This window comes from Luteimonas sp. A482 (assembly GCF_054072655.1).
The window spans coordinates 29854-48937 of the sequence record NZ_JBSVRO010000004.1 but is presented as its reverse complement, the minus strand read 5'-3'; the positions used below and the strand labels follow the sequence as shown (position 1 = coordinate 48937).

17 protein-coding genes and 1 other RNA gene are annotated in these 19084 nt (G+C 70.7%); 3 read left to right on the top strand and 15 right to left on the bottom strand.

All coding sequences use genetic code 11. The features are described from left to right. Nucleotides 1-66 precede the first annotated feature (66 nt). The 14 genes from ftsA to rsmI form a co-directional block, all read right to left on the bottom strand. On the bottom strand, nucleotides 67-1302 hold the full coding sequence (gene ftsA / locus ACW5DW_RS12705) for a cell division protein FtsA (RefSeq protein ID WP_457019326.1): 1236 nt from the start codon (nucleotides 1300-1302) through the stop codon (nucleotides 67-69). Then, nucleotides 1299-2039: a cell division protein FtsQ/DivIB gene (locus ACW5DW_RS12700; RefSeq protein ID WP_457019325.1), complete on the bottom strand. Its 741-nt coding sequence runs from the start codon at nucleotides 2037-2039 to the stop codon at nucleotides 1299-1301. Before ACW5DW_RS12700 ends, ftsA begins: the two co-directional genes overlap by 4 nt. After that, a complete protein-coding gene (locus tag ACW5DW_RS12695; RefSeq protein ID WP_457019324.1) occupies nucleotides 2036-2992 on the bottom strand; it encodes a D-alanine--D-alanine ligase in 957 nt (318 codons plus the stop codon). The genes ACW5DW_RS12700 and ACW5DW_RS12695 overlap by 4 nt, the downstream gene beginning before the upstream one ends. After that, nucleotides 2989-4437 carry a UDP-N-acetylmuramate--L-alanine ligase gene (gene murC / locus ACW5DW_RS12690; protein WP_457019323.1) on the bottom strand — a complete coding sequence of 483 codons (1449 nt, stop codon included), beginning with the start codon at nucleotides 4435-4437 and terminating at the stop codon, nucleotides 2989-2991. Before murC ends, ACW5DW_RS12695 begins: the two co-directional genes overlap by 4 nt. Beyond that, a complete protein-coding gene (gene ftsW / locus ACW5DW_RS12685; RefSeq protein ID WP_457019321.1) occupies nucleotides 4434-5768 on the bottom strand; it encodes a putative lipid II flippase FtsW in 1335 nt (444 codons plus the stop codon). Before ftsW ends, murC begins: the two co-directional genes overlap by 4 nt. Then, a complete protein-coding gene (mraY, locus tag ACW5DW_RS12680) occupies nucleotides 5768-6853 on the bottom strand; it encodes a phospho-N-acetylmuramoyl-pentapeptide-transferase (RefSeq protein ID WP_457019319.1) in 1086 nt (361 codons plus the stop codon). The genes ftsW and mraY overlap by 1 nt, the downstream gene beginning before the upstream one ends. Next, nucleotides 6843-8225, bottom strand: a complete 1383-nt coding sequence (locus ACW5DW_RS12675; protein WP_457019318.1) for a UDP-N-acetylmuramoyl-tripeptide--D-alanyl-D-alanine ligase — start codon at nucleotides 8223-8225, stop codon at nucleotides 6843-6845. Before ACW5DW_RS12675 ends, mraY begins: the two co-directional genes overlap by 11 nt. Continuing rightward, nucleotides 8222-9694: a UDP-N-acetylmuramoyl-L-alanyl-D-glutamate--2,6-diaminopimelate ligase gene (locus ACW5DW_RS12670; protein ID WP_457019317.1), complete on the bottom strand. Its 1473-nt coding sequence runs from the start codon at nucleotides 9692-9694 to the stop codon at nucleotides 8222-8224. Before ACW5DW_RS12670 ends, ACW5DW_RS12675 begins: the two co-directional genes overlap by 4 nt. Next, nucleotides 9691-11529 (bottom strand): peptidoglycan D,D-transpeptidase FtsI family protein, encoded by a 1839-nt coding sequence (locus ACW5DW_RS12665; RefSeq protein WP_457019316.1) that lies wholly within the window; start codon nucleotides 11527-11529, stop codon nucleotides 9691-9693. The genes ACW5DW_RS12670 and ACW5DW_RS12665 overlap by 4 nt, the downstream gene beginning before the upstream one ends. After that, nucleotides 11526-11789: a cell division protein FtsL gene (ftsL, locus tag ACW5DW_RS12660; protein ID WP_457019315.1), complete on the bottom strand. Its 264-nt coding sequence runs from the start codon at nucleotides 11787-11789 to the stop codon at nucleotides 11526-11528. The genes ACW5DW_RS12665 and ftsL overlap by 4 nt, the downstream gene beginning before the upstream one ends. Continuing rightward, the gene (gene rsmH, locus ACW5DW_RS12655) at nucleotides 11786-12742 is read right to left on the bottom strand and encodes a 16S rRNA (cytosine(1402)-N(4))-methyltransferase RsmH (protein ID WP_457019314.1); all 957 of its coding nucleotides are present in this window, start codon (nucleotides 12740-12742) and stop codon (nucleotides 11786-11788) included. Before rsmH ends, ftsL begins: the two co-directional genes overlap by 4 nt. Then, entirely contained in the window at nucleotides 12739-13185 is a 447-nt protein-coding gene (locus ACW5DW_RS12650; RefSeq protein ID WP_457019313.1) for a division/cell wall cluster transcriptional repressor MraZ, read from the bottom strand. The genes rsmH and ACW5DW_RS12650 overlap by 4 nt, the downstream gene beginning before the upstream one ends. 483 nt (nucleotides 13186-13668) lie before the next feature. Further along, nucleotides 13669-14038: RNase P RNA component class A (gene rnpB / locus ACW5DW_RS12645), an RNA gene on the bottom strand. Nucleotides 14039-14097: 59 nt separating this feature from the next. After that, nucleotides 14098-14919 carry a 16S rRNA (cytidine(1402)-2'-O)-methyltransferase gene (rsmI, locus tag ACW5DW_RS12640; protein WP_457019574.1) on the bottom strand — a complete coding sequence of 274 codons (822 nt, stop codon included), beginning with the start codon at nucleotides 14917-14919 and terminating at the stop codon, nucleotides 14098-14100. 88 nt (nucleotides 14920-15007) lie between these two features. Between rsmI and ACW5DW_RS12635 the strand changes: the two genes are divergently transcribed. The 3 genes from ACW5DW_RS12635 to ACW5DW_RS12625 are packed head-to-tail and all read left to right on the top strand — an operon-like array spanning nucleotide 15008 to nucleotide 17781. Continuing rightward, nucleotides 15008-16174 carry a penicillin-binding protein activator gene (locus ACW5DW_RS12635; protein WP_457019311.1) on the top strand — a complete coding sequence of 389 codons (1167 nt, stop codon included), beginning with the start codon at nucleotides 15008-15010 and terminating at the stop codon, nucleotides 16172-16174. Nucleotides 16175-16223: 49 nt separating this feature from the next. Beyond that, the gene (locus tag ACW5DW_RS12630) at nucleotides 16224-16586 is read left to right on the top strand and encodes a YraN family protein (RefSeq protein WP_457019310.1); all 363 of its coding nucleotides are present in this window, start codon (nucleotides 16224-16226) and stop codon (nucleotides 16584-16586) included. Nucleotides 16587-16608: 22 nt separating this feature from the next. Beyond that, the gene (locus ACW5DW_RS12625; RefSeq protein ID WP_457019308.1) at nucleotides 16609-17781 is read left to right on the top strand and encodes a MalY/PatB family protein; all 1173 of its coding nucleotides are present in this window, start codon (nucleotides 16609-16611) and stop codon (nucleotides 17779-17781) included. 259 nt (nucleotides 17782-18040) lie between these two features. On the opposite strand, the gene thiL is transcribed toward ACW5DW_RS12625, so the two are convergent. Further along, nucleotides 18041-18982 (bottom strand): thiamine-phosphate kinase, encoded by a 942-nt coding sequence (thiL, locus tag ACW5DW_RS12620; RefSeq protein WP_457019307.1) that lies wholly within the window; start codon nucleotides 18980-18982, stop codon nucleotides 18041-18043. Between the last annotated feature and the right edge of the window lie 102 nt (nucleotides 18983-19084).

Below are 19084 nucleotides of genomic sequence, written 5' to 3'. Positions count from 1 at the left end.
AACTTCAGCTTCGCTTTCGTCGTCGCCTCGCCCTGATCCCGCTCGCGACCTGGATGCCGGTGGACATCAGAATTCCCCCCGGAACCAGGTACTGATCTTCTTCAGCAGGCTGCCCGCCTTGCCGGTCGGCAACGACGGACGCCTGGGGTTCTCGATCTGGCTGCCCATCAGCAGCAGGCCCACGCCGGTGGCGTGGACCGGGTTGTTGACCACTTCGCCCAGGCCGGTGACGTGCTGCGGGATGCCGACGCGCACCGGCATCTGCAGCATTTCCTCGGCCAGCTCGACCACGCCTTCCATCTTTGCGGCGCCGCCGGTGAGCACCATGCCCGCGCGCACGTGCTGCTCGAAGCCCGAACGGCGCAGTTCGGCCTGCACCATCTCGAAGATTTCCTCGTAGCGCGCCTGCACCGCCTGCGCCAGCGACTGGCGCGGCAGGCGCCGCGGCGGGCGATCGCCCACGCTCGGCACCTGGATCGATTCCTCGCTGGTCGCGAGCTGCGCCAGCGCGCAGGCGTAGCGCACCTTGATCTGCTCGGCTTCCGGCGTCGGCGTGCGCAGCATGTGCGCGATGTCTTCGGTGACCTTGTCGCCGGCGATCGGCAGCGACGCGGTATGGCAGATCGCGCCCTGCACGAACACCGCAAGATCGGTGGTGCCTGCGCCCATGTCGACCAGCACCACGCCGAGCTCGCGTTCGTCGCCGGTCAGCACCGCGGTGCTCGAGGCCAGCGAGGACAGCACCAGGTCGTCGATCGACAGCCCGCAGCGCTGCACGCACTTGCTGATGTTGGCCGCGGCCGACTGCGCGCACACCACCAGGTGCGCGTGCACTTCAAGCCGCACGCCGGTCATGCCGACCGGGTTGCGGATGCCTTCCTGCGAATCGTCGAGCACGTACTCGCGCGGAATCGCGTGCAGGATCTTCTGGTCGGCGGGAATGGCGACCGCCTTGGCCGCATCGAGCACGCGGTCGAGGTCGGCCCAGGTCACCTCGCCGTCGCGGATCGGGACGATGCCGTTGGAGTTGCGGCACTGCACGTGGTTGCCGGAGATCGAGGCGTACACGCTGCGAATCTCGCAGCCGGCCATCAGCTCGGCTTCCTCCACCGCGCGCTGGATCGACTGCACGGTCGACTCGATGTCGACCACCACGCCGCGCTTGAGCCCGCGCGATTCGTGGCTGCCGATGCCGATCACCTCGATCGGGTTGCCGGGCGAGTACTCGCCCACCAGCGCCACCACCTTGGAGGTGCCGATGTCGAGGCCGACGATGAGGGTCTTGTCGCCTTTGCGGTTCATGATGGGGAGCCGGGAATCTGGGGGGAGAGGGGACTGGGCCGCTCGCCCCAGGTCAGGGCGAAGCCATTGGTGTAGCGCAGGTCGGCGCGCTGCAGCGACTGCGGGTTGCGCGCGAGCAGCTGCGGCAGCACGCGCGCGAAGCGCTTCAGGCGCAGGCGCGCTTCCTGGCTGCCGACCACCACTTCGACGCCGTTGTCCAAGGTGAGCGACCAGCTGTCGCGGCTGTCCAGCGCAAGCCGTGCGACCGCGAACCCGCCGGGCGCGAACATCTCGCGCGACTCGTTGTAGAGCGCGACCACGTCCGGCACGCGCGCCTCGGCACCGGACAGCAGCGGCAGGCCCTCCGGCACCTCGATGTCGGCCACCGGGAACAGGCGGCCCTGTTCGGACAGCAGCCGGTCCTCGCCCCAGCGCGCGAACGGACGATGTTCGGCGATGCGCACCTCCAGCACGTCAGGCCAGCGCTTGCGCACTTCGGCATGTTCGACCCAGGGCAGCTGCGCGACCGCGGCGCGGGCCTGGTCGAGCTTGACCGCAAAAAAGCCTGGCGCGGCGTAGGGCAGCAGCGTTTCGCGCAGCCGCGCGGTGTCGACGCGCTCGAGACCTTCGGTCACCCGCAGGGTGCGCAGCGGCCAGCGCTCCGCGCCGATCCAGCCGTTGAACACCGCCACCACCGGCAGCGCCACCAATGCGATCGCCAGCAGCCAGGTCATGGCCTTGAGCGCGCGGCGGATCACAGCGTCTGCTCCAGCACGCGCCAGCACAGTGCGGCGTAGTCGATGCCCAGCTGCGCGGCGGCCTTGGGCACCAGCGAATGGCTGGTCATGCCCGGCGCGGTGTTGACCTCGATCAGCTGCAGGCCGCGCGCGCGGTCGTGCATGAGGTCGACGCGGCCCCAGCCACTGCAGCCGGCGGCACGGAATGCGGCGAGCGAGAGCGCGCGGACGTGGTCCTCTTCGGCGCCGTCCATGCCCGGGCAGATGTACTGGGTGTCGTCGGCGATGTACTTGGCGTGGTAGTCGTACCACTCGCCGGCCGGCACGATGCGGATCGACGGCAACGCCAGCTCGCCGAGGATGCCGACCGTGTACTCGGCGCCCTGCGCCATCTGCTCGGCCAGCAGCTCGCCGGCGTAACCGGCTGCGAACTCGATGGCGGGCGCGAGGTCGGCCTCGGCGAGGATGCGGAACACGCCGACGCTCGAGCCTTCGCAGGAAGGCTTCACGAACACCGGCAGGCCGAGCTCGTGCACGGCGGCACGCAGCGCCGGTGCAGCGTCCGCGCCCCCGGGCACGCGCACGAAGCGCGGCGTCGGCAGACCTTCGGCAATCCACACCTGCTTGGTGCGGATCTTGTCCATGGTCAGCGCCGAGCCCAGCACGCCGGGGCCGGTGTACGGCACGCCCAGCGCGTGCAGCAGGCCCTGCACCACGCCGTCCTCGCCGCCGCCGCGGTTGCCGTGCAGGATGTTGAACACGCGATCGACCGTGCCGGCGCGGATCGCATCGACCAGCGCCGGGATGCCGTCGACCGCATGCGCGTCGACGCCGCGCGAACGCAGCGCCTCGAGCACGCCGCGGCCCGAATCCAGCGACACCTCTCGCTCTGCGCTGGTACCGCCCATCAGCACGGCGACGCGGCCGAACGCGGCCGGGTCGGTGATGCGCAGCGCGGGCACGGCCGAGCTCATCGCGCGGACTCCGGAAAACCATCGCGCGCCAGCTGCTGCGCGGCATGGCCGATGTCGCCGGCGCCCATCATCAGCAGCAGGTCGCCGTCCTGCAGCACGTCGGGCAGCACGTCGACCAGCTCGTTCGCACCATTGACCACGACCGGATCGATGCGGCCACGCGCGCGGATCGCGCGTGCCAGCGCCTTGGCGTCGGCGCCGGCGATCGGCGGTTCGCCGGCCGGGTAGACCTCGGTCAGCACCAGCGCGTCGACGTCGGAAAGCACGGCGGCGAAATCATCGAACTGGTCGCGCGTGCGGGTGTATCGATGCGGCTGGAACGCGACCACGAGGCGCCGCTCCGGCCAGCCGCCGCGCGCGGCCTCGAACACGGCCGCCAGCTCCCTGGGATGATGGCCGTAGTCGTCGACCAGCTGCACCTGCGCGCCCTGCGGGGTGCGCAACTGCGCCAGTAGGTTGAAGCGGCGGCCAATACCTTCGAACTTCTCCAGCGCGGTCGCGATCGAGGCCGGCTCCACGCCCAGCTGCCAGCCGATGGCCGAGGCCGCCAGCGCGTTGAGCACGTTGTGCCGGCCCGGCAGCGCCAGCGTCACCGGCGTGTGCGAGCCGTCGGGCAAGCGCAGGGTGAAGCGCATCGTGCCACCGTCCTGCTCCACGTCCTCGGCGCGCACGTCGGCGGTCGCGGAGAAGCCGTAGGTCATCGCGTGGCGCGGCATGTCCTGCGCGAGCTTCTCGACTTCGGGATCGTCCACGCACAGCACCGCCAGGCCATAGAACGGCAGCCGGTGCAGGAACTCGGAGAACGCGGCCTGCACGCGCGCGAAGTCGCCGCCGTAGTTCTCCAGATGATCGGCATCGATGTTGGTGACCACCGCGATCAGCGGGTTCAGGCGCAGGAAGCTGCCGTCGCTCTCGTCGGCCTCGGCCACCAGCCACTGTCCGCTGCCCAGGCGCGCGTTGGCACCGGCCGCGAGCAGCTGACCGCCGATCACGAAGGTCGGGTCCAGCCCACCCTCGCCCAGCACGCTGGCGGTGAGCGAAGTGGTGGTGGTCTTGCCGTGCGTGCCGGCCACCGCGATGCCGCGACGGAAACGCATCAGCTCGGCCAGCATCTCCGCGCGCGGCACGATCGGGATGCGCTGCGAGCGCGCCTCCATCAGCTCGGGGTTGTCGGGACGGATCGCGCTCGACACCACCACGCAGTCGGTGCCGAGCACGTTGGCTGCGGAATGGCCGCGGTGCACGGTCGCGCCCAGGCGCGTCAGGCGCTGCGTGGTGGCATTGTCGGCCGTGTCCGAACCGGAGACCTGGTAGCCGAGCGTGCACAGCACTTCGGCGATGCCGCTCATGCCGACGCCGCCGATGCCGACGAAGTGCACGCGCGAGAACGCGCGGGCGATGCTCTCCTTGGTGAGCTCGCGGGCGGCGAGCAGGCGGCGGATCATGCGTTCCTCCCGATGCCGCTGAAGGTCGGCTCGATGCGCGGGCGCAGGCGGCTGGTGCCGCGCGCGGCGGCGACCGCGGACGGCGGCGGCTGGCTGGTGGGCGGCGGCGGGGCCGAGTCGCTGGCCGGACGTGCACCCTCGCCGCGCAGCCGCGCGACCTGGCGCTGGGCGCGGTCGAGTTCATAGGACACGCGCAGCAGCAGGCCGATCGCCACGCAGGTCATCATCACGCTGGAGCCGCCCGACGAGATCAACGGCAGGGTCAAGCCCTTGGTCGGCAGCAGCCCGAGGTTCACACCCATCGACACCAGGCTCTGCAGGCCGATCATCAGCGCCACGCCGAAGGCGACGTAGCCGGCGAAGTGGCGGCGCATCTCCACGCAGCGGTAGCCGATCCACAGCGCGCGCCCGACCAGTGCGGTAAACAGCACGATCACGAACAACAGGCCGAAGAATCCGAGCTCTTCGCCGATCACGCTGAAGATGAAATCGGTATGCGCCTCGGGCAGGTACGACAGCTTCTGGATCGAGGCGCCGAGGCCCACGCCGGTCAGCTCGCCGCGGCCGATCGCCATCAGCGCGTTACTGAGCTGGTAGCCGGCACCCAGCTGGTCTTCCCATGGATTCCAGAACGAGGTGATGCGGCGCAGCCGGTAGGGTTCGACCACCGCCACCGCCACCAGCGCAGGCAGCAGCAGGAACACCGGCACCATCATCCGCTTGAGGTGGCCGCCGCCGAGCACCAGCATGCCGGCGGTGACCGCGAGCAGCATGGTCGCCGAGCCGAAGTCGGGCTGCGCCAGCAGCAGCGCGACGAGCACGATCGCCACGCCGATCGGCTTGAGCATCGCGCCCCAGCCGGCGTTGACCTCGTCGCGGAAGCGCACCAGGTAGCTGGCCAGCCAGACCAGGTAGAGGATCTTCACCGCCTCGACGATCTGGAAGTTCGACACGCCGAGGTTGACCCAGCGACGCGCGCCATTGACGGTGTGTCCCAGGCCCGGCACGAACACCAGCATCAGCATCAGCACGCAGGCACCGAGCAGGGCCTGCGGATACTTTTCCACCAGCTTCAGGTCGGTGCGCATCGCGCCTGCGCACAAGGCGATGCCCACCGCCAGGAACACGACATGCCTGACAAGGTAGTAGAACGGCCCCTCGCCGTGGTTCACCGCCACCGCGATGGAACTGGAGGCGACCATGATCACGCCAAAGGCCGCGATCGCGGTGGCGATGGCGATCAGCCAGCCGTCGTAGCGACCGTCGATCGCATCCAGCCGCGTGGCCTGGCGGGCGCTTTCGAATGCACGGGAGTCTGTGGTCACGGCCATCAGCGCACCTTCAACGTGGCGAGGCCGACCAGCACCAGGACCACCGAGATGATCCAGAAGCGCACGATCACGCGCGGCTCGGGCCAGCCTTTGAGTTCGAAATGGTGGTGGATCGGCGCCATTCGGAACACGCGTTTTCCGGTGAGCTTGAACGAGGCCACCTGGATCATCACCGACAGCGTTTCGATCACGAAGATGCCGCCCATGATCACCAGCACCAGCTCCTGGCGCACGATCACCGCCATGGTGCCGAGCACCGCGCCCAGCGCCAGCGCGCCGATGTCGCCCATGAACACCATCGCCGGATAGGTGTTGAACCACAGGAAGCCGAGTCCCGCGCCGGCGATCGCCGCGCAGATGATGATCAGCTCGCCCGCGCCGGGCACCGGCGGGATCTGCAGGTAGCGCGAGAATTCGGCGTGGCCGGAGGCATAGGCGAACACCGCGATGCCGCCGGCGACCAGCACGGTCGGCATGATCGCCAGTCCGTCGAGGCCGTCGGTGAGGTTGACCGCGTTGGAGAAGCCGACGATCCAGAAGTACGCGATGGCAACGAAACCGATGCCTCCCAGCGGCAAAGCGATCGACTTGAACAGCGGCACATAGAACGTGGTGGCCGCCGGCACGTCGGCGTAGAGGTACAGGTAGAGGCCGGCGGCAAGCCCGAGGATCGACTGCAGCAGGTACTTCCAGCGCGACTTCAGGCCGTTGGGGTCGCGGCGCACGATCTTGATCCAGTCGTCGTACCAGCCGATCGCGCCGAAACTCAGCATCACCAGCAGCACCACCCACACGTATTTGTTGCGCAGGTCGCCCCACAGCAGCACCGAGGCGGTGATGGTGAACAGGATCAACGCCCCGCCCATGGTCGGCGTGCCGGCCTTGGAGAAGTGCGTCTGCGGGCCGTCCTGGCGGATCGGCTGGCCACCCTTGTACTGGGCCAGCCTGCGGATCACCGCCGGGCCCCACCACAGCGACAGCAGCAGCGCGGTCAGCGCGGCGAGGATGCCGCGGAAGGTCAGGTAGCCGAACAGGCCGAACAGGCCCTCGAGCTGCTGCAGCCAGCGGGTCAGTTCAAGCAGCATCGTGGTCCTCCGTGTCGCGCGCCAGCAGCGCATCGACGATGCGGTCCATGGCACTGCCGCGCGAACCCTTGACCAGCACGCGCACGCCTGGATGCAGGTCCGCGCGCAGTGCCGCGGCCAGCGCGTCGTGGTTGTCGAAATGGCAGCCGCCCTCGCCGAAGGATTCGGCGGTAGCGACGCTCAGCGGTCCGAGCGCGAACAGCCGTGCGAGTCCGGCGCGACGCGCGCGGCGCCCGGCTTCCGCGTGCAGCGCGACCGCGTCTTCGCCGAGCTCGCGCATGTCGCCCAGCACCAGCCAGCCCTCGCCGCCGTCCGCGGCCAGCGTGTCGATCGCCGCGTTGAGCGATCCGGGGTTGGCGTTGTAGCTGTCGTCGATCAGCACCGCGCCGTTGTCCAGTCCATGGCGCACCAGCCTCCCCTGCACCGGCTCGGCTGCGGCCAGCGCAGCGGCGATCGTGTCCAGGCCGACGTCGAGGGCCAGCGCGATGGAGGCGGCCGCGAGGGCATTGGAGATGTTGTGGCGGCCGGGCAGCGGCAGCGCGATCTCGACCTCACCAACCGGCGTCACCAGCACGAAGCGCGACGCGCCCCCGTCCTGGTGGATATCGCGCGCGGTCACGTCGGCGCTGGCCTCCAGGCCGAAGCGCAGCAGCCGCCGACCGTGCGCGCGTTCGGAGAAATACGGGGCGAAGGCGTCGTCGGCATTGATCACCGCCACGCCGTCGTGCGGCAGCGCGTCGTAGATCGCGGCCTTGGTGTCGGCGATGCCGAGCAGGCTCTGCATGCGCTCCAGGTGCGCGGGCGCGACGTTGTTCACCAGCGCCACGTCGGGACGCGCGATCGCGGTCAGGTAGGCGATGTCGTCGCGCTTGCCGGCGCCCATCTCGTAGATGGCGACCTCGGCATCTTCCGGCGCATCGATCACCGCGAGCGGCAGCCCGATCTCGTTGTTGCGGTTGCCGGGACTGGCGTGGACGCGCAGCGTGCGCGAGAGGATGCCGTGCACGAGCTGCTTGACGCTGGTCTTGCCGTTGCTGCCGGTGATGCCGACCACCTTGCCGCTGCGCGCGCGCTGCAGCGCGGCTGCGAGTGCGCCCAGCGCGCGTTCGGTGTCGGCGACCACGACCTGTGGCAGCGCCACATCGACGATGCGCGAGACCAGCGCGGCGCGTGCGCCGTGCGCCGCGGCGTCGGCGACGTGCGCGTGCCCGTCGAAATTGGCACCCTGCAGCGCGACGAACAGCGCGGCGCGTCCGTCGCGCGTGTCGAGCGTGCGCGTGTCTGTCTCGACCGCGTCGATCAGCAGATCGCCCGCGCCCTCCAGGCGACCCTGGGTCCACTGCGCGATGCGCGAGAGCGGCATCGGGATCATGCGGCGCCTGCCAGTGCTTCGAGCGCGACGACGCTGTCGTCGAAGGGATGCTGGACGCCGGCCACTTCCTGGTAGGTCTCGTGGCCCTTGCCGGCGATGAGGACGATATCGCCGGCCCCGGCGCGGCCGATGGCGTCGATGATCGCGGCGCGGCGGTCGCGCTGCACGCGCGCGCGCTGCGGATCGGAGAGGCCGGCGATGATCCCGGCGACGATCGCGTCGCCGTCTTCGCCGCGCGGATTGTCATCGGTGACCACGACCTCGTCGGCCAGGCGCTCGGCGATGGCCGCCATCTGCGGGCGCTTGCCGGTGTCGCGCTCGCCGCCGCAGCCGAACACGCAGACCAGGCGCCCGCGCAGGTGGCCGCGCAGCGATTCCAGCGCCTGCTCCAGCGGATCGGGCTTGTGCGAGTAGTCGACCACCACCAGCGGACGGTCGCCGCCGCCGAGGCGGTTCATGCGGCCCGGGATGGGCTGCAGCCGGCCGAGCACGCCCGCGATCGCATCCACGTCGTGGCCGAGCGCATGCAGCACGCCGGCGACGGCCAGCAGGTTGTCGATGTTGAACCGGCCCAGCAGCGGCGACAGCACGCGCCGCACCTGGCCAGCAAGCTGCAGGTCGAAGGCGATGCCGTCTGCGTCGAGCGCGATGGCGGACGCACGCAGCTGCGCATCGTCGGCACCTCGCGCGCTGGTGCCGATCGCCCGCAGCGTTTCCGGCAAGGTCGCCGCCAGGCGACGTCCATATGCATCGTCGAGGTTGACCACGGCCGCGCGCAGGCCCGGCGTGGCGAACAGCCGGGCCTTGGCCGCGCCATAGGCCTCCATGTCGCCGTGGTAGTCGAGATGGTCGCGGCTGAGGTTGGTGAACACGCCCACCGCGAAATGCACCGCGTCCACGCGACCCTGATCGAGCGCGTGAGAACTGACCTCCATCGCCACCGCCTGCGCGCCCTCATCGTGCAGTTGCGCCAGCAGCGCATGCGTCTGCAGCACCAGCGGCGTGGTGAAGCCGGTCGGCCGCGCCTGGCCGTACAGGCCGGCGCCGAGCGTGCCGATGGTGCCGGTGCGGGTGCCGCACAGCTCAAGCGCCTGCGCCAGCAGCTGCACGGTCGAGGTCTTGCCGCTGGTGCCGGTGACACCGACCGTCGTCATCCGCGCGGAAGGATGCGCGTGGAAGGCATCGGCCATCGTGCCCATGCGTGCGCGCAGCCCGGGCACGGCGATGGCATCGGCCGGTGCCGCAGGCACGTCGCCAGGCACCGGCGGTTCGAACAGGATCGCCGACGCGCCCGCCTGCATCGCCTGGGCGGTGAAATGCAGGCCATGCGTGCCGAAGCCGCCGATCGCGACGAAGGCATCGCCCGGACGCACGTCGCGGCTGTCGAGCACGAGGCCGGACACCTGGAGCGACGCGGGCACGCCGACCACGTCGGGCAACAGCTGCGTCAGGGACATCGCGCGGCTCATGGCGTCGCCCCGGGCTGCGCGGCCGACACGGTCGAGGCCACCACAGCCGGCGCGGTGGTCCGCAGCGCCCTGGCGCGCTTGGCTTCCTCGGCCGCCTGCGCGGCCAGCCAGGTTTCGATGTCGTCGGGCGGCACGTCCATCAGCCGCAGCGCGCCTTCCATCACCCGTGCAAACAGGGGCGCGGAGATCCAGCCGCCGCCATAGGTCGACCCGCCGCCCGAGGTGTCCGGATCGTCGACCACGATCGTCACCGAGAAGCGCGGACGCTCCACTGGCACCAGGCCGGCGAAGTAGGCGATGTAGCGGCGCGCGTAGCCGCCGCCGGACGACTTGCGCGCGGTGCCGGTCTTGCCGGCCACGTGGTAGCCGAGGATCGCCGCGCGCGTGGCGGTGCCGCCGGGCTCGGTGACGGTCTGCATCATCTGCATGACCTGTCCCGCCACCACTGGGTCCAGTGCCTGCACGGTTTCGCCGCTGTGCCCGCCCTTGACGAAGGTCGGCGTGACCAGGCGCCCACCGTTGCCGAGCGCGGCGTAGGCGCGCGCGATCTGCAGCGGCGTCACCGACAGACCGTAGCCGTAGGACAGCGTCTGCTTGGTCGTGCCGCTCCAGCGCTCCGGAGTGGGGAAGGTGCCCGGCGCCTCGCCGGGGAAACCGCTGCCGGTGCTGCTGCCGAATCCGAAGCGGCGCAGGAAGGCATCGAAGTCGCTGTCGGGCAGCAGCTTGACGATCTTCGACACGCCCACGTTCGAGCTCTTGGTGAGGATGCCGGTGGTGTCGAGCACGCCGTAGTTGCGGAAATCGCTGGTGCGGTACTTGCCGTTGGGAATCCAGCCGGGGCTGGTGTCGAAACGCGTCGTCGGCGTGATCACGCCGGCCTCGAGCCCTGCGGCGACGGTGAGCGGCTTCATCGTTGAGCCCGGCTCGAGCAGGTCGGTCACCGCGCGGTTGCGGTAGGCATCGCGGTTCTCGCCGCTGACCCGGTTGTTGTTGTACGAAGGCAGGTTGGCCATCGCCAGCACTTCGCCGGTGGCCACGTCCAGGATCACCACCGAGCCGCTGGCCGCGCCGGTCTCCAGCAGGGTGCGCTTGAGCTCGCGGTAGGCCAGGAACTGGATGCGGCGATCGATGCTCAGCACCAGGTCCTTGCCGGGCTGCGCCGGGCGGATCAGGTCGACGTGTTCGACGATGCGCCCGTGGCGGTCGCGAATGACCTTCTGCGCGCCGGGGGTGCCGCGCAGCCATTCGTCGAACGCCAGTTCCACGCCCTCCTGGCCCTGGTCGTCGATGTTGGTGAAGCCGAGCACGTGCGCGACCGCCTCGCCCTGCGGGTAGAACCGGCGGAACTCGCGCTGCGAGAACACGCCCGGGATGCGCAGCGCCAGGATTTTCTGCGCCACCGCGGGGTTGACCCGGCGATGCCGCGGCACGTACATGAACTCCTTGTCCTTGCGCTGCGAGACGTAGCGGGTCAGGTAGTCCTGCGGCAGGCCGGTCGCCTCGGCCAGGCGCGCAACCGCGGCCGGGTTGTTGGCCAGCTCCTGCGGATTGGCGTAGAGCGATTCGACCGGCGAGGACACCGCCAGCGGTTCGCCGTTGCGGTCGGTGATCATGCCGCGCGAGGTCGGGATCGGCACCTCGCGCAGGAAGCGCGCGTCGGCCTTGCTCTGGTAGAAGGCGTTGTCGACCAGCTGCAGGTCGACCGCGCGCACCACCAGCGCCACCGCGCACAGCGCCATCGCGCCGCCCACCAGCATCAGCCGGCCGTGCAGGTTGAACTGCGCGCGCGCGCGCGGCTTCTTGGCCGAACCGCCGCTGGTCTTGACGAACCTCATGGCTGCACCACCACGATCTCGCCGGCGGCCGGGAACTTCATGCCCAGCCGCGTGCGCGCCACCTGGTCGATGCGGTTGCTCTCGGCCCAGGTCGCCTGTTCCAGCTGCAGCCGCCCGAACTCGATGTTGAGCTCGTCGCGCGCGCGCTCCAGCCGGGTCAGCTGCACGTACAGCTCGCGGTGCAGGTGGCGCGCATGGACCACGCCGATCGCGCAGATCACGTTGGCGATGACCAGCACGGCCACGATCATGCGGGTCATGGCCGCAGCTCCGCGCCCGCCTGCTTTTCCGCCACCCGCAGTACTGCGCTGCGCGCCCGCGGATTGGTGGCAAGTTCGTCCGCACGCGCCTTGCCGGCGCCACCCATGGCAAGCAGGGTCGGCACGAAGCCGGTGGCCTCGGGCAGGCGGCGGTTGCCGGGCGGCGCCTTGGCGCGCGCGGCGATAAAGCGTTTGGCGATGCGGTCCTCGAGCGAATGGAAGCTGATCACCGCCAGCCGGCCGCCGGGCTTGAGCGCGTCATGCGCCGCGTCGAGGCCACGCTCCAGGTCTTCGAGCTCGCGGTTGACGTGGATGCGGATCGCCTGGAACGAGCGCGTGGCCGGATGGATATGGTGCTGGCCGCGCGGCATCACCGAGGCGATCAGCTCGGCCAGCTCGGTGGTGCGCTGCAAAGGCCGGGTCGCGCGATGCGCCACGATGGCGCGGGCGATGCGCCGGCTCATGCGCTCTTCGCCGTAGGTCCACAGCACGTCGGCGATCTCGCGCTCGTCGGCGCGGGCCAGCCACTGGGCCGCGCTTTCGCCGCTGTCCGGGTCCATGCGCATGTCCAGCGGGCCGTCCTTGCCGAAGCTGAAGCCGCGGCCGGCCACGTCGAGCTGCGGCGAGGACACGCCGAGGTCCAGCAGCACGCCGTCCAGCCCATCGGCTGCCGCATCCCAAAGGCCGAGGTCGGCGAAGCTGCCGCGGCGGATCACGACGCGTGCGTCGGCGCCGAACTCGCGCTCGGCCACTGCAATCGCTTCGGGATCCTTGTCCATCAGCAGCAGCCGGCCTCCGCTTCCCAACTGTTGCAGCACGCCGCGCGCATGTCCGCCGCGCCCGAACGTGCCGTCCAGATAGGTTCCGTCCTCGATCACCCGCAGCCCTTCCATGACCTGCTCGAACATCACCGGAAGGTGCGCGGAGCCTGTGCCCGCAGCACCCGCGGTCACAACTGCAGCCCGACCAGGTCGTCGCCGAAATCGTCGTCGCCCAGGGGCGTTTCGATCTGCGCGCGATGCGCCTGCTCACTCCAGAGTTCGAACTTGTCGCCCATGCCAAGCAGCACGGCCTTCTTCTCGATGCCGACCGCGCCGCGGTGGCTGGCCGGGATGGCGATGCGGCCGTTGCCGTCGGGCTCGACGATCGCCGCCGCGCCCACCAGCTTCAGCTGCAGGCGCCGGTTGGCTTCCCTGACCCGCGGCAGCGCGTTGACACCGTCGCGCACCTTTTCCCAGGTGGCGTAGGGGTAGATGTAGAGCGACCCCTTCTCGAAGGGGTTGTAGGTGATGACCAGGCGGTTGCCGCACTCGGACGCGACAAGGTCCCGGTAGCTGGTTGGAATCGCCAGCCGGCCCTTGTCGTCGATCGTGATGGCGGTCTCGCCCTGGAACACCACATCCTGCCCGGAGGTACCCGTCTGCGGCGGGTTTCAGCGTCGGAAAACCACGAAATTCCCGGTCTCCCCACGAAGCGCCACCTTATGGACGGGTCAATGCGATGTCAACAGGCTTGATGTGCAAATTTCATTAATCCGGTCAATGACTTGCGCGATACTTCACAGACTTGTTCAAAGGTTATCCACAAGCCGCTGATTAGTCTCAAATTTTGAGATTGGGCGCTTGCTGGCCCGCATGGAAGCGGGCGGCCCGGTTTCTTCCCGCCCGCATGTTGCGACGCAGCAATCCACTCCCGGCAGGCGCGACAGCGCCGCGCCCTCTTCCCTTCGATTGCCCACGCGCGACAACAGCAGCCTGTCCGGCCCGGCCCGCGCACCCGCAGGAACGGTTTCGGCGCGACTGCTCCCACATGAACAGCCTCGGCCGCGACCGGATGTCCCGATCCCGGCGAAGGCCGTTGGTCGCGCAGTAGAAAGAGGTGGCGGAGCCGGCCTGTAAGCCGGGTTCTGTCGAGGACAGTCATTCCTCTAGGCGCACCGTCACCGGTACGCTCAAGCAACCTACCCGGAGACACCGCGGGCAGCGGCATAGTCTCCCTATTTGGTCTTGCTCCCGGTGGGGTTTGCCGTGCCGGTCCGTTGCCGGACTCGCGGTGCGCTCTTACCGCACCATTTCACCCTTGCCCGCATTCCACCTCACCTTGCGGCGAGGTTGGAACCGTTGGCGGTATCTTTCTGTTGCACTTTCCGTCGGCTCGCGCCGCCCAGGCGTTACCTGGCACCGTGCCCTGTGGAGCCCGGACTTTCCTCGGCACCCCGCAAGGGATGACGCGACTGTCCAGCCGACTCCGCCGCGCGCATTGTCGCACGCCGCGTCCAGCCGGCATGAGCCGGCCCGGCCGCCCGGGATCAGCTGCCGTAGAGCGCCTTGCGCGGCGCGCCGGTGATTTCCGCAGCCAGCCTGGCCGCCGCCGAGGGTGGCATGTGTGCCCCGAGCAGGGCGTAGACCCGCCGGCCTTCGAAGAGCCGGGCGTCGGCATCCTCGTCGGCGCCCTGCACCAGCAGCACGAATTCGCCCTTGCGCTGGTTGGCGTCGGCCTGCACTGCGGCCAGCAGCCCGGACAGGGTGCCGTCGAGCACGGTCTCGAACAGCTTGGTCAGCTCGCGCGCGAGCACGGCGGGACGGTCGGCGCCGAAGATCGCGCACAGGTCCTCCAGGCTCTCGACGATGCGGTGCGAGGACTCGTAGAACACCAGCGTGCGGGTCTCTGCCGCCAGCGGGCGCAGGCGCTCGCGGCGGGCCGCGGACTTCGCGGGCAGGAAGCCTTCGAAGGCGAAGCGGTCGCTGGCCAGGCCGGCCACGCTGAGCGCGGCGATCGCGGCGCAGGGGCCCGGCACGGGGCTGACCCGCACGCCGGCCGCGCGCGCGGCGCGCACCAGCCGGTAGCCGGGGTCGCTGACCAGCGGCGTGCCGGCATCGCTGACCAGGGCCAGCGACTCGCCGCGCAGCAGCCGCGCCACCACGCGTTCGGCAATCGCCTCCTCGTTGTGTTCGTGCAGCGCCAGCAGCGGCGTGGCGATCCCGAAATGCGAAAGCAACTGCCCGCTGTGGCGGGTGTCCTCGGCGCAGATGGCGGCCACGCCGCGCAGGACCTCCTGCGCGCGCGGCGACAGGTCGCCCAGATTGCCGATCGGGGTGGCGACCACGTGCAACGTGCCCGCCGCTGGCAGGCCGGTTGGGCCGACTGGCATCGTCTCTCCGGGGTTGGGACGCTAGAATCGCGATCATTGTCACCCGCGGAGCCCGCAGATGCGGCAGATGTCGAAATGGATGTGGAGTGTGGCCCTGGCGGCCACGCTTGCCGGCTGCAGCACGGTGCGGGTCGCGGGCACGGCGCCGGAAGCCGAGGCCGTCGCGCCGCCCGCGGTCAATCCGCACTGGAACTTCGACGCCACGCGCGCGCCGGCCGACCGCGACGGCTATCGCCCGCCGCGCAAGCTGGCGGTGCTGCTGCCGATGAGCGGCGAGCTGGCGACGGCGGCCGCGCCGGTGCGCGACGGGCTGCTGGCCGGCTATTACGCCGAGCGCCGCGAAAAGCCCGAACTGGTGTTCTACGACACCGCCGGCACCGCGTCGGGCGCGGTGGTCGCGCGCGATCGCGCGCTTGCCGAGGGCGCCGACCAGATCCTCGGGCCGCTGGGTCGCGACCAGGTCTCGACGCTGTTCAACGCGCCGCAGGCGGTGCCGCTGCTGGCGCTCAACCGCGGCAACACGGCCCCGCCCGCGAACGCTGCCGATTTCTCACTGGCGCCCGAGGACGAAGGCGCCGGGGCGGCGGCATTCCTGCTCGCCCGCAATGCCCGGCAGGTGCTGGTGCTGAGCAATGGCGATGAGCACGCGCGGCGCAGCGTCGAGACGTTCCGCACCCGGTTCGAGGCCGGCGGCGGCGCGATCGCGGGCACGCTCGCGATCACCGGCGACCAGCCCGGCGACCAGACCCCGGCGCTGCGCGCGGCCGCCTCGCGCGCGAGTGGCATCGACGCGGTGCTGATCGCCCTGCGCGGCAACGAGGCACGGCTGCTGACGCCGCAGCTGTTCGCCGCCGGCCTCGGCCAGAAGCTGCTCATCGCCACGTCGCAGCTGACCTCGGGCACCGGCAAGCCCGACGAGGACCGCGCGCTGGACGGTATCGCCTTCGCCAGCGAGCCCTGGACGACGGGCGGCATCGCCGCGCTGCCCTCGCCCCACACCCTGGCCGTCGACCTGCCGACCGCGCGCGGCCCGGCGGCGCGGCTGTTCGCCTTCGGCTACGACGGCTGGCTGCTCAGCGCATACCTGCAGCACCTGGCCACCGACCCGGCGGCGGGCGTGGACGGCGCCACCGGCCGGTTGAGCCTGGACGTTGGCGGCAACGTGGTGCGCATCCCCGCCTGGGCCACCTTCCGCAACGGCAGCGTGGTGCCGCTGGCCGGCGCCGGCGGCTGATCCGCGCGGCGACGCAATGGCGCAGTCACCACCGGCCCCTGCGCAAGACATGCGCGCCCGCGGCGCCGCCGTGGAAGCGGCCGCGGGCCGCCACCTGGCCGAGGCCGGCCTGCGCCCGGTCGCGACCAACGCCGCGGCACGGTTCGGTGAACTCGACCTGGTGATGCTCGACGGCCCGACCCTGGTCTTTGTCGAAGTGCGCTACCGGCGTTCGGACCGCTTCGGCGGCGGCGCCGCTTCGGTCGATGCGCGCAAGCGGCGGCGCCTGGTGCTGGCCGCGCGCCAGTTCCTGGCCACCCACCCGCGCCATCGCGACGCCCCGTGCCGGTTCGACGTGGTCGAGGCCAGCGGCGATCCGGCCGAGCCCGCGCTGAACTGGATCCGAGACGCGTTCCGCGCCGACGATGCCTGAGCATCCCGCTCCCGCCGCGGGCTTGGAACCGCCCGACTACGACCTGATCGAGGAAGCGGCGCTGCGCGCGGCCGGCGCGCTGAAGTGGGCCGTCTATCCCGACTGCATCGGCGCCTTCGTCGCGGAGATGGATTTCGGGATCGCGCCACCGATCGCCACCGCGCTGGGCGAGGCGATCGCCAACGGCCGCTGCGGCTATCCAACGCCTGCGCTGGCGGACGAACTGTCGCAGGCCTGCGCGCAGTGGCTGCACGAACGCTGCGGCTGGCAGGTCGATCCAGCGCGCATCCACGCCGTGGGCGACGTGCTGGGCGGGCTGGAGCTGATGCTGCGGCACTTCGTCGCGCCGGGCACGCCGGTGGTGCTGCCGACCCCGGCCTACATGCCGTTTCGGCCGCTGCTGGAGCTGCACGGCCACCGCGTGATCGAGGTGCCGCACTGCCGCTCCGGCGACGGCTGGTCGATGGATCTGGACGGCATCGGGCGCGCGCTGCGCGAGGGCGCCGGTCTGGTACTGCTGTGCAATCCGCACAACCCCACCGGGCGCGTGTTCGATATCGACGAGCTGCGTGCGCTGTCGAGCCTGGTGGAACTGCATGGCGCGCGCGTGTTCTCCGACGAGATCCATGCTCCGCTGGTGTATCCGGGCCGACGCCACCTGCCCTATGCCAGCGTGTCCGAGGCCGCGGCGCGGCATTCGGTCACCGCCGTCTCCACGTCCAAGGGCTGGAACCTGGCCGGGTTCAAGTGTGCGCAGCTGGTGTTCTGCAACGACGCCGACCTGGAGCGCTGGCGCGCGATGGCGCTGCTGGCCGGGCATGGCGTCGCGGGCCTGGGGATGATCGCCTCGGTCGCGGCCTATCGCGACGGCGGCCCATGGCTGGACCAGGTGCTGGGCTATCTGCAGCGCAACCGCGACACGCTGTCGGCGTGGATCGCGGCGCAGTGGCCCGAGGCGGGTTTCATCGCGCCGCAGGGCACCTATCTGGCGTGGATCGACTGCCGCCACCTGCCGCTGCCGGCGGACACGACGCCCGCACGCTTTTTCCTGCGACGGGCGCGCGTCGCGCTGACCGATGGGCGCGACTGCGGCGATGCAGGCGCCGGCTTCGTGCGCATGAACTTCGCCCTGCCGCGGCCGCTGCTGCTGGAGGCGCTGGAGCGGATGCGGGCGGCGGTCGCGGGATTGCGCTGACGCGCGCGGCCCGCCTGCGGGGAGAGGCGAGGACGCGAGTGGATCGACGCTGCCGTGCCCCCTGCCCCCACCGCATTGCCCCGCGGGCGTGTGAGCGAGCAACCGCATTGCGGAAGGCGGACAGCATTCTTGCCGCGGATTACGCGGACAAGCGCGGATAAGTACCTGGCTTGATTCGCGTTGATCCGCGCAATCCGTGGCAGAACAGCTTCTTGCAAGCGCCCGGCACGGACACGATGATGCTTCTCCCCGCCTCGCGCTACGCGAAATGCGCGTAGCCGCCGCGCGGTGGCTGCCAATGCTGGCCGTCCAGGTCGAGTGCGACCAGCCGCTGTCCGGCAGTGATTGCACCGATGCGGCTGACCGGCGTCGCAGCCTCCCGCAGCGCCTGCTCCACCGCATCGCGCGCGTCCGGCGGCGCAGTGAAGCAAAGCTCGTAATCGTCGCCGCCGCTGGCCTGCCACGGCCAGCGCACCGCCGCGCCGAAACGGGCCAGGGCGGGCGAAGCCGGCAGCGCGGCAAGCTCGATCCTGGCGCCGACGCCGCTCGCAAAGCAGACGTGGCCGAGGTCGGCCAGCAGTCCGTCGGAGACATCGATACAGGCGTTGGCGAGTCCGCCCAGCGCGCGCCCGGCCTCGATCCTCGGCGTGGGGCGATCGAGCCGCGTACGCATGCTGCGATCACTCACCGCGCCTGCCGCCATGGCCGCAAGCGCGCCCGCCGCATCGCCGAGGCTGCCGGTCACCCAGATGTCGTCCCCGGCACGCGCAGCGTCGCGGCGAAGCGCGGCATCCGGGGCAACGAGTCCATGGACCGCCACGCAGATCGACAGCGGCCCGCGCGTGGTGTCGCCACCCACCAGCGCGACCTGGTGCTGCCGGGCGAGCGCAAGGAAGCCATCGAGGAAGCCGTCGACGAAGGTGGGATCCGGCCCGGGCAGCGACAGCGACAGCGTGCACCAGGCCGGCTGCGCGCCCATCGCCGCGAGATCGGAAAGATTCACCGCCAGCGACTTCCAGCCGATGTCGGCGGGCGCGGTGGCGGCGGGAAAATGCACGCCGGCGTTGAGCGTGTCCATCGAGACCGCCAGCTGCATGCCGGGCGGCGGCTGCAGCAGCGCCGCGTCGTCGCCGATGCCGAGCACGACGTCGGGCCGGGTGGCGGCGCGGTCGCGGATGCGGGCGATGAGGTCGAATTCCATGCGGGGCCGGTGGCGCCTTCAGGGGCGATGGTTTGCTGCGAGTGGCGCGGCGCGTGGCGTGCGATCGCGGCTGAAGCCGCTCCTACAACGGGCGCCGGCCAG

Coding starts and splice junctions, on each gene's coding strand:
- ftsA (WP_457019326.1), bottom strand. CDS start 1,302: ATGAACCGCAAAGGCGACAAGACCCTCATCGTCGGCCTCGACATCGGC.
- ACW5DW_RS12695 (WP_457019324.1), bottom strand. CDS start 2,992: ATGAGCTCGGCCGTGCCCGCGCTGCGCATCACCGACCCGGCCGCGTTC.
- murC (WP_457019323.1), bottom strand. CDS start 4,437: ATGATCCGCCGCCTGCTCGCCGCCCGCGAGCTCACCAAGGAGAGCATC.
- ftsW (WP_457019321.1), bottom strand. CDS start 5,768: ATGGCCGTGACCACAGACTCCCGTGCATTCGAAAGCGCCCGCCAGGCC.
- mraY (WP_457019319.1), bottom strand. CDS start 6,853: ATGCTGCTTGAACTGACCCGCTGGCTGCAGCAGCTCGAGGGCCTGTTC.
- ACW5DW_RS12675 (WP_457019318.1), bottom strand. CDS start 8,225: ATGATCCCGATGCCGCTCTCGCGCATCGCGCAGTGGACCCAGGGTCGC.
- ACW5DW_RS12670 (WP_457019317.1), bottom strand. CDS start 9,694: ATGAGCCGCGCGATGTCCCTGACGCAGCTGTTGCCCGACGTGGTCGGC.
- ACW5DW_RS12665 (WP_457019316.1), bottom strand. CDS start 11,529: ATGAGGTTCGTCAAGACCAGCGGCGGTTCGGCCAAGAAGCCGCGCGCG.
- ftsL (WP_457019315.1), bottom strand. CDS start 11,789: ATGACCCGCATGATCGTGGCCGTGCTGGTCATCGCCAACGTGATCTGC.
- ACW5DW_RS12635 (WP_457019311.1), top strand. CDS start 15,008: ATGTCGAAATGGATGTGGAGTGTGGCCCTGGCGGCCACGCTTGCCGGC.
- ACW5DW_RS12630 (WP_457019310.1), top strand. CDS start 16,224: ATGCGCGCCCGCGGCGCCGCCGTGGAAGCGGCCGCGGGCCGCCACCTG.
- thiL (WP_457019307.1), bottom strand. CDS start 18,982: ATGGAATTCGACCTCATCGCCCGCATCCGCGACCGCGCCGCCACCCGG.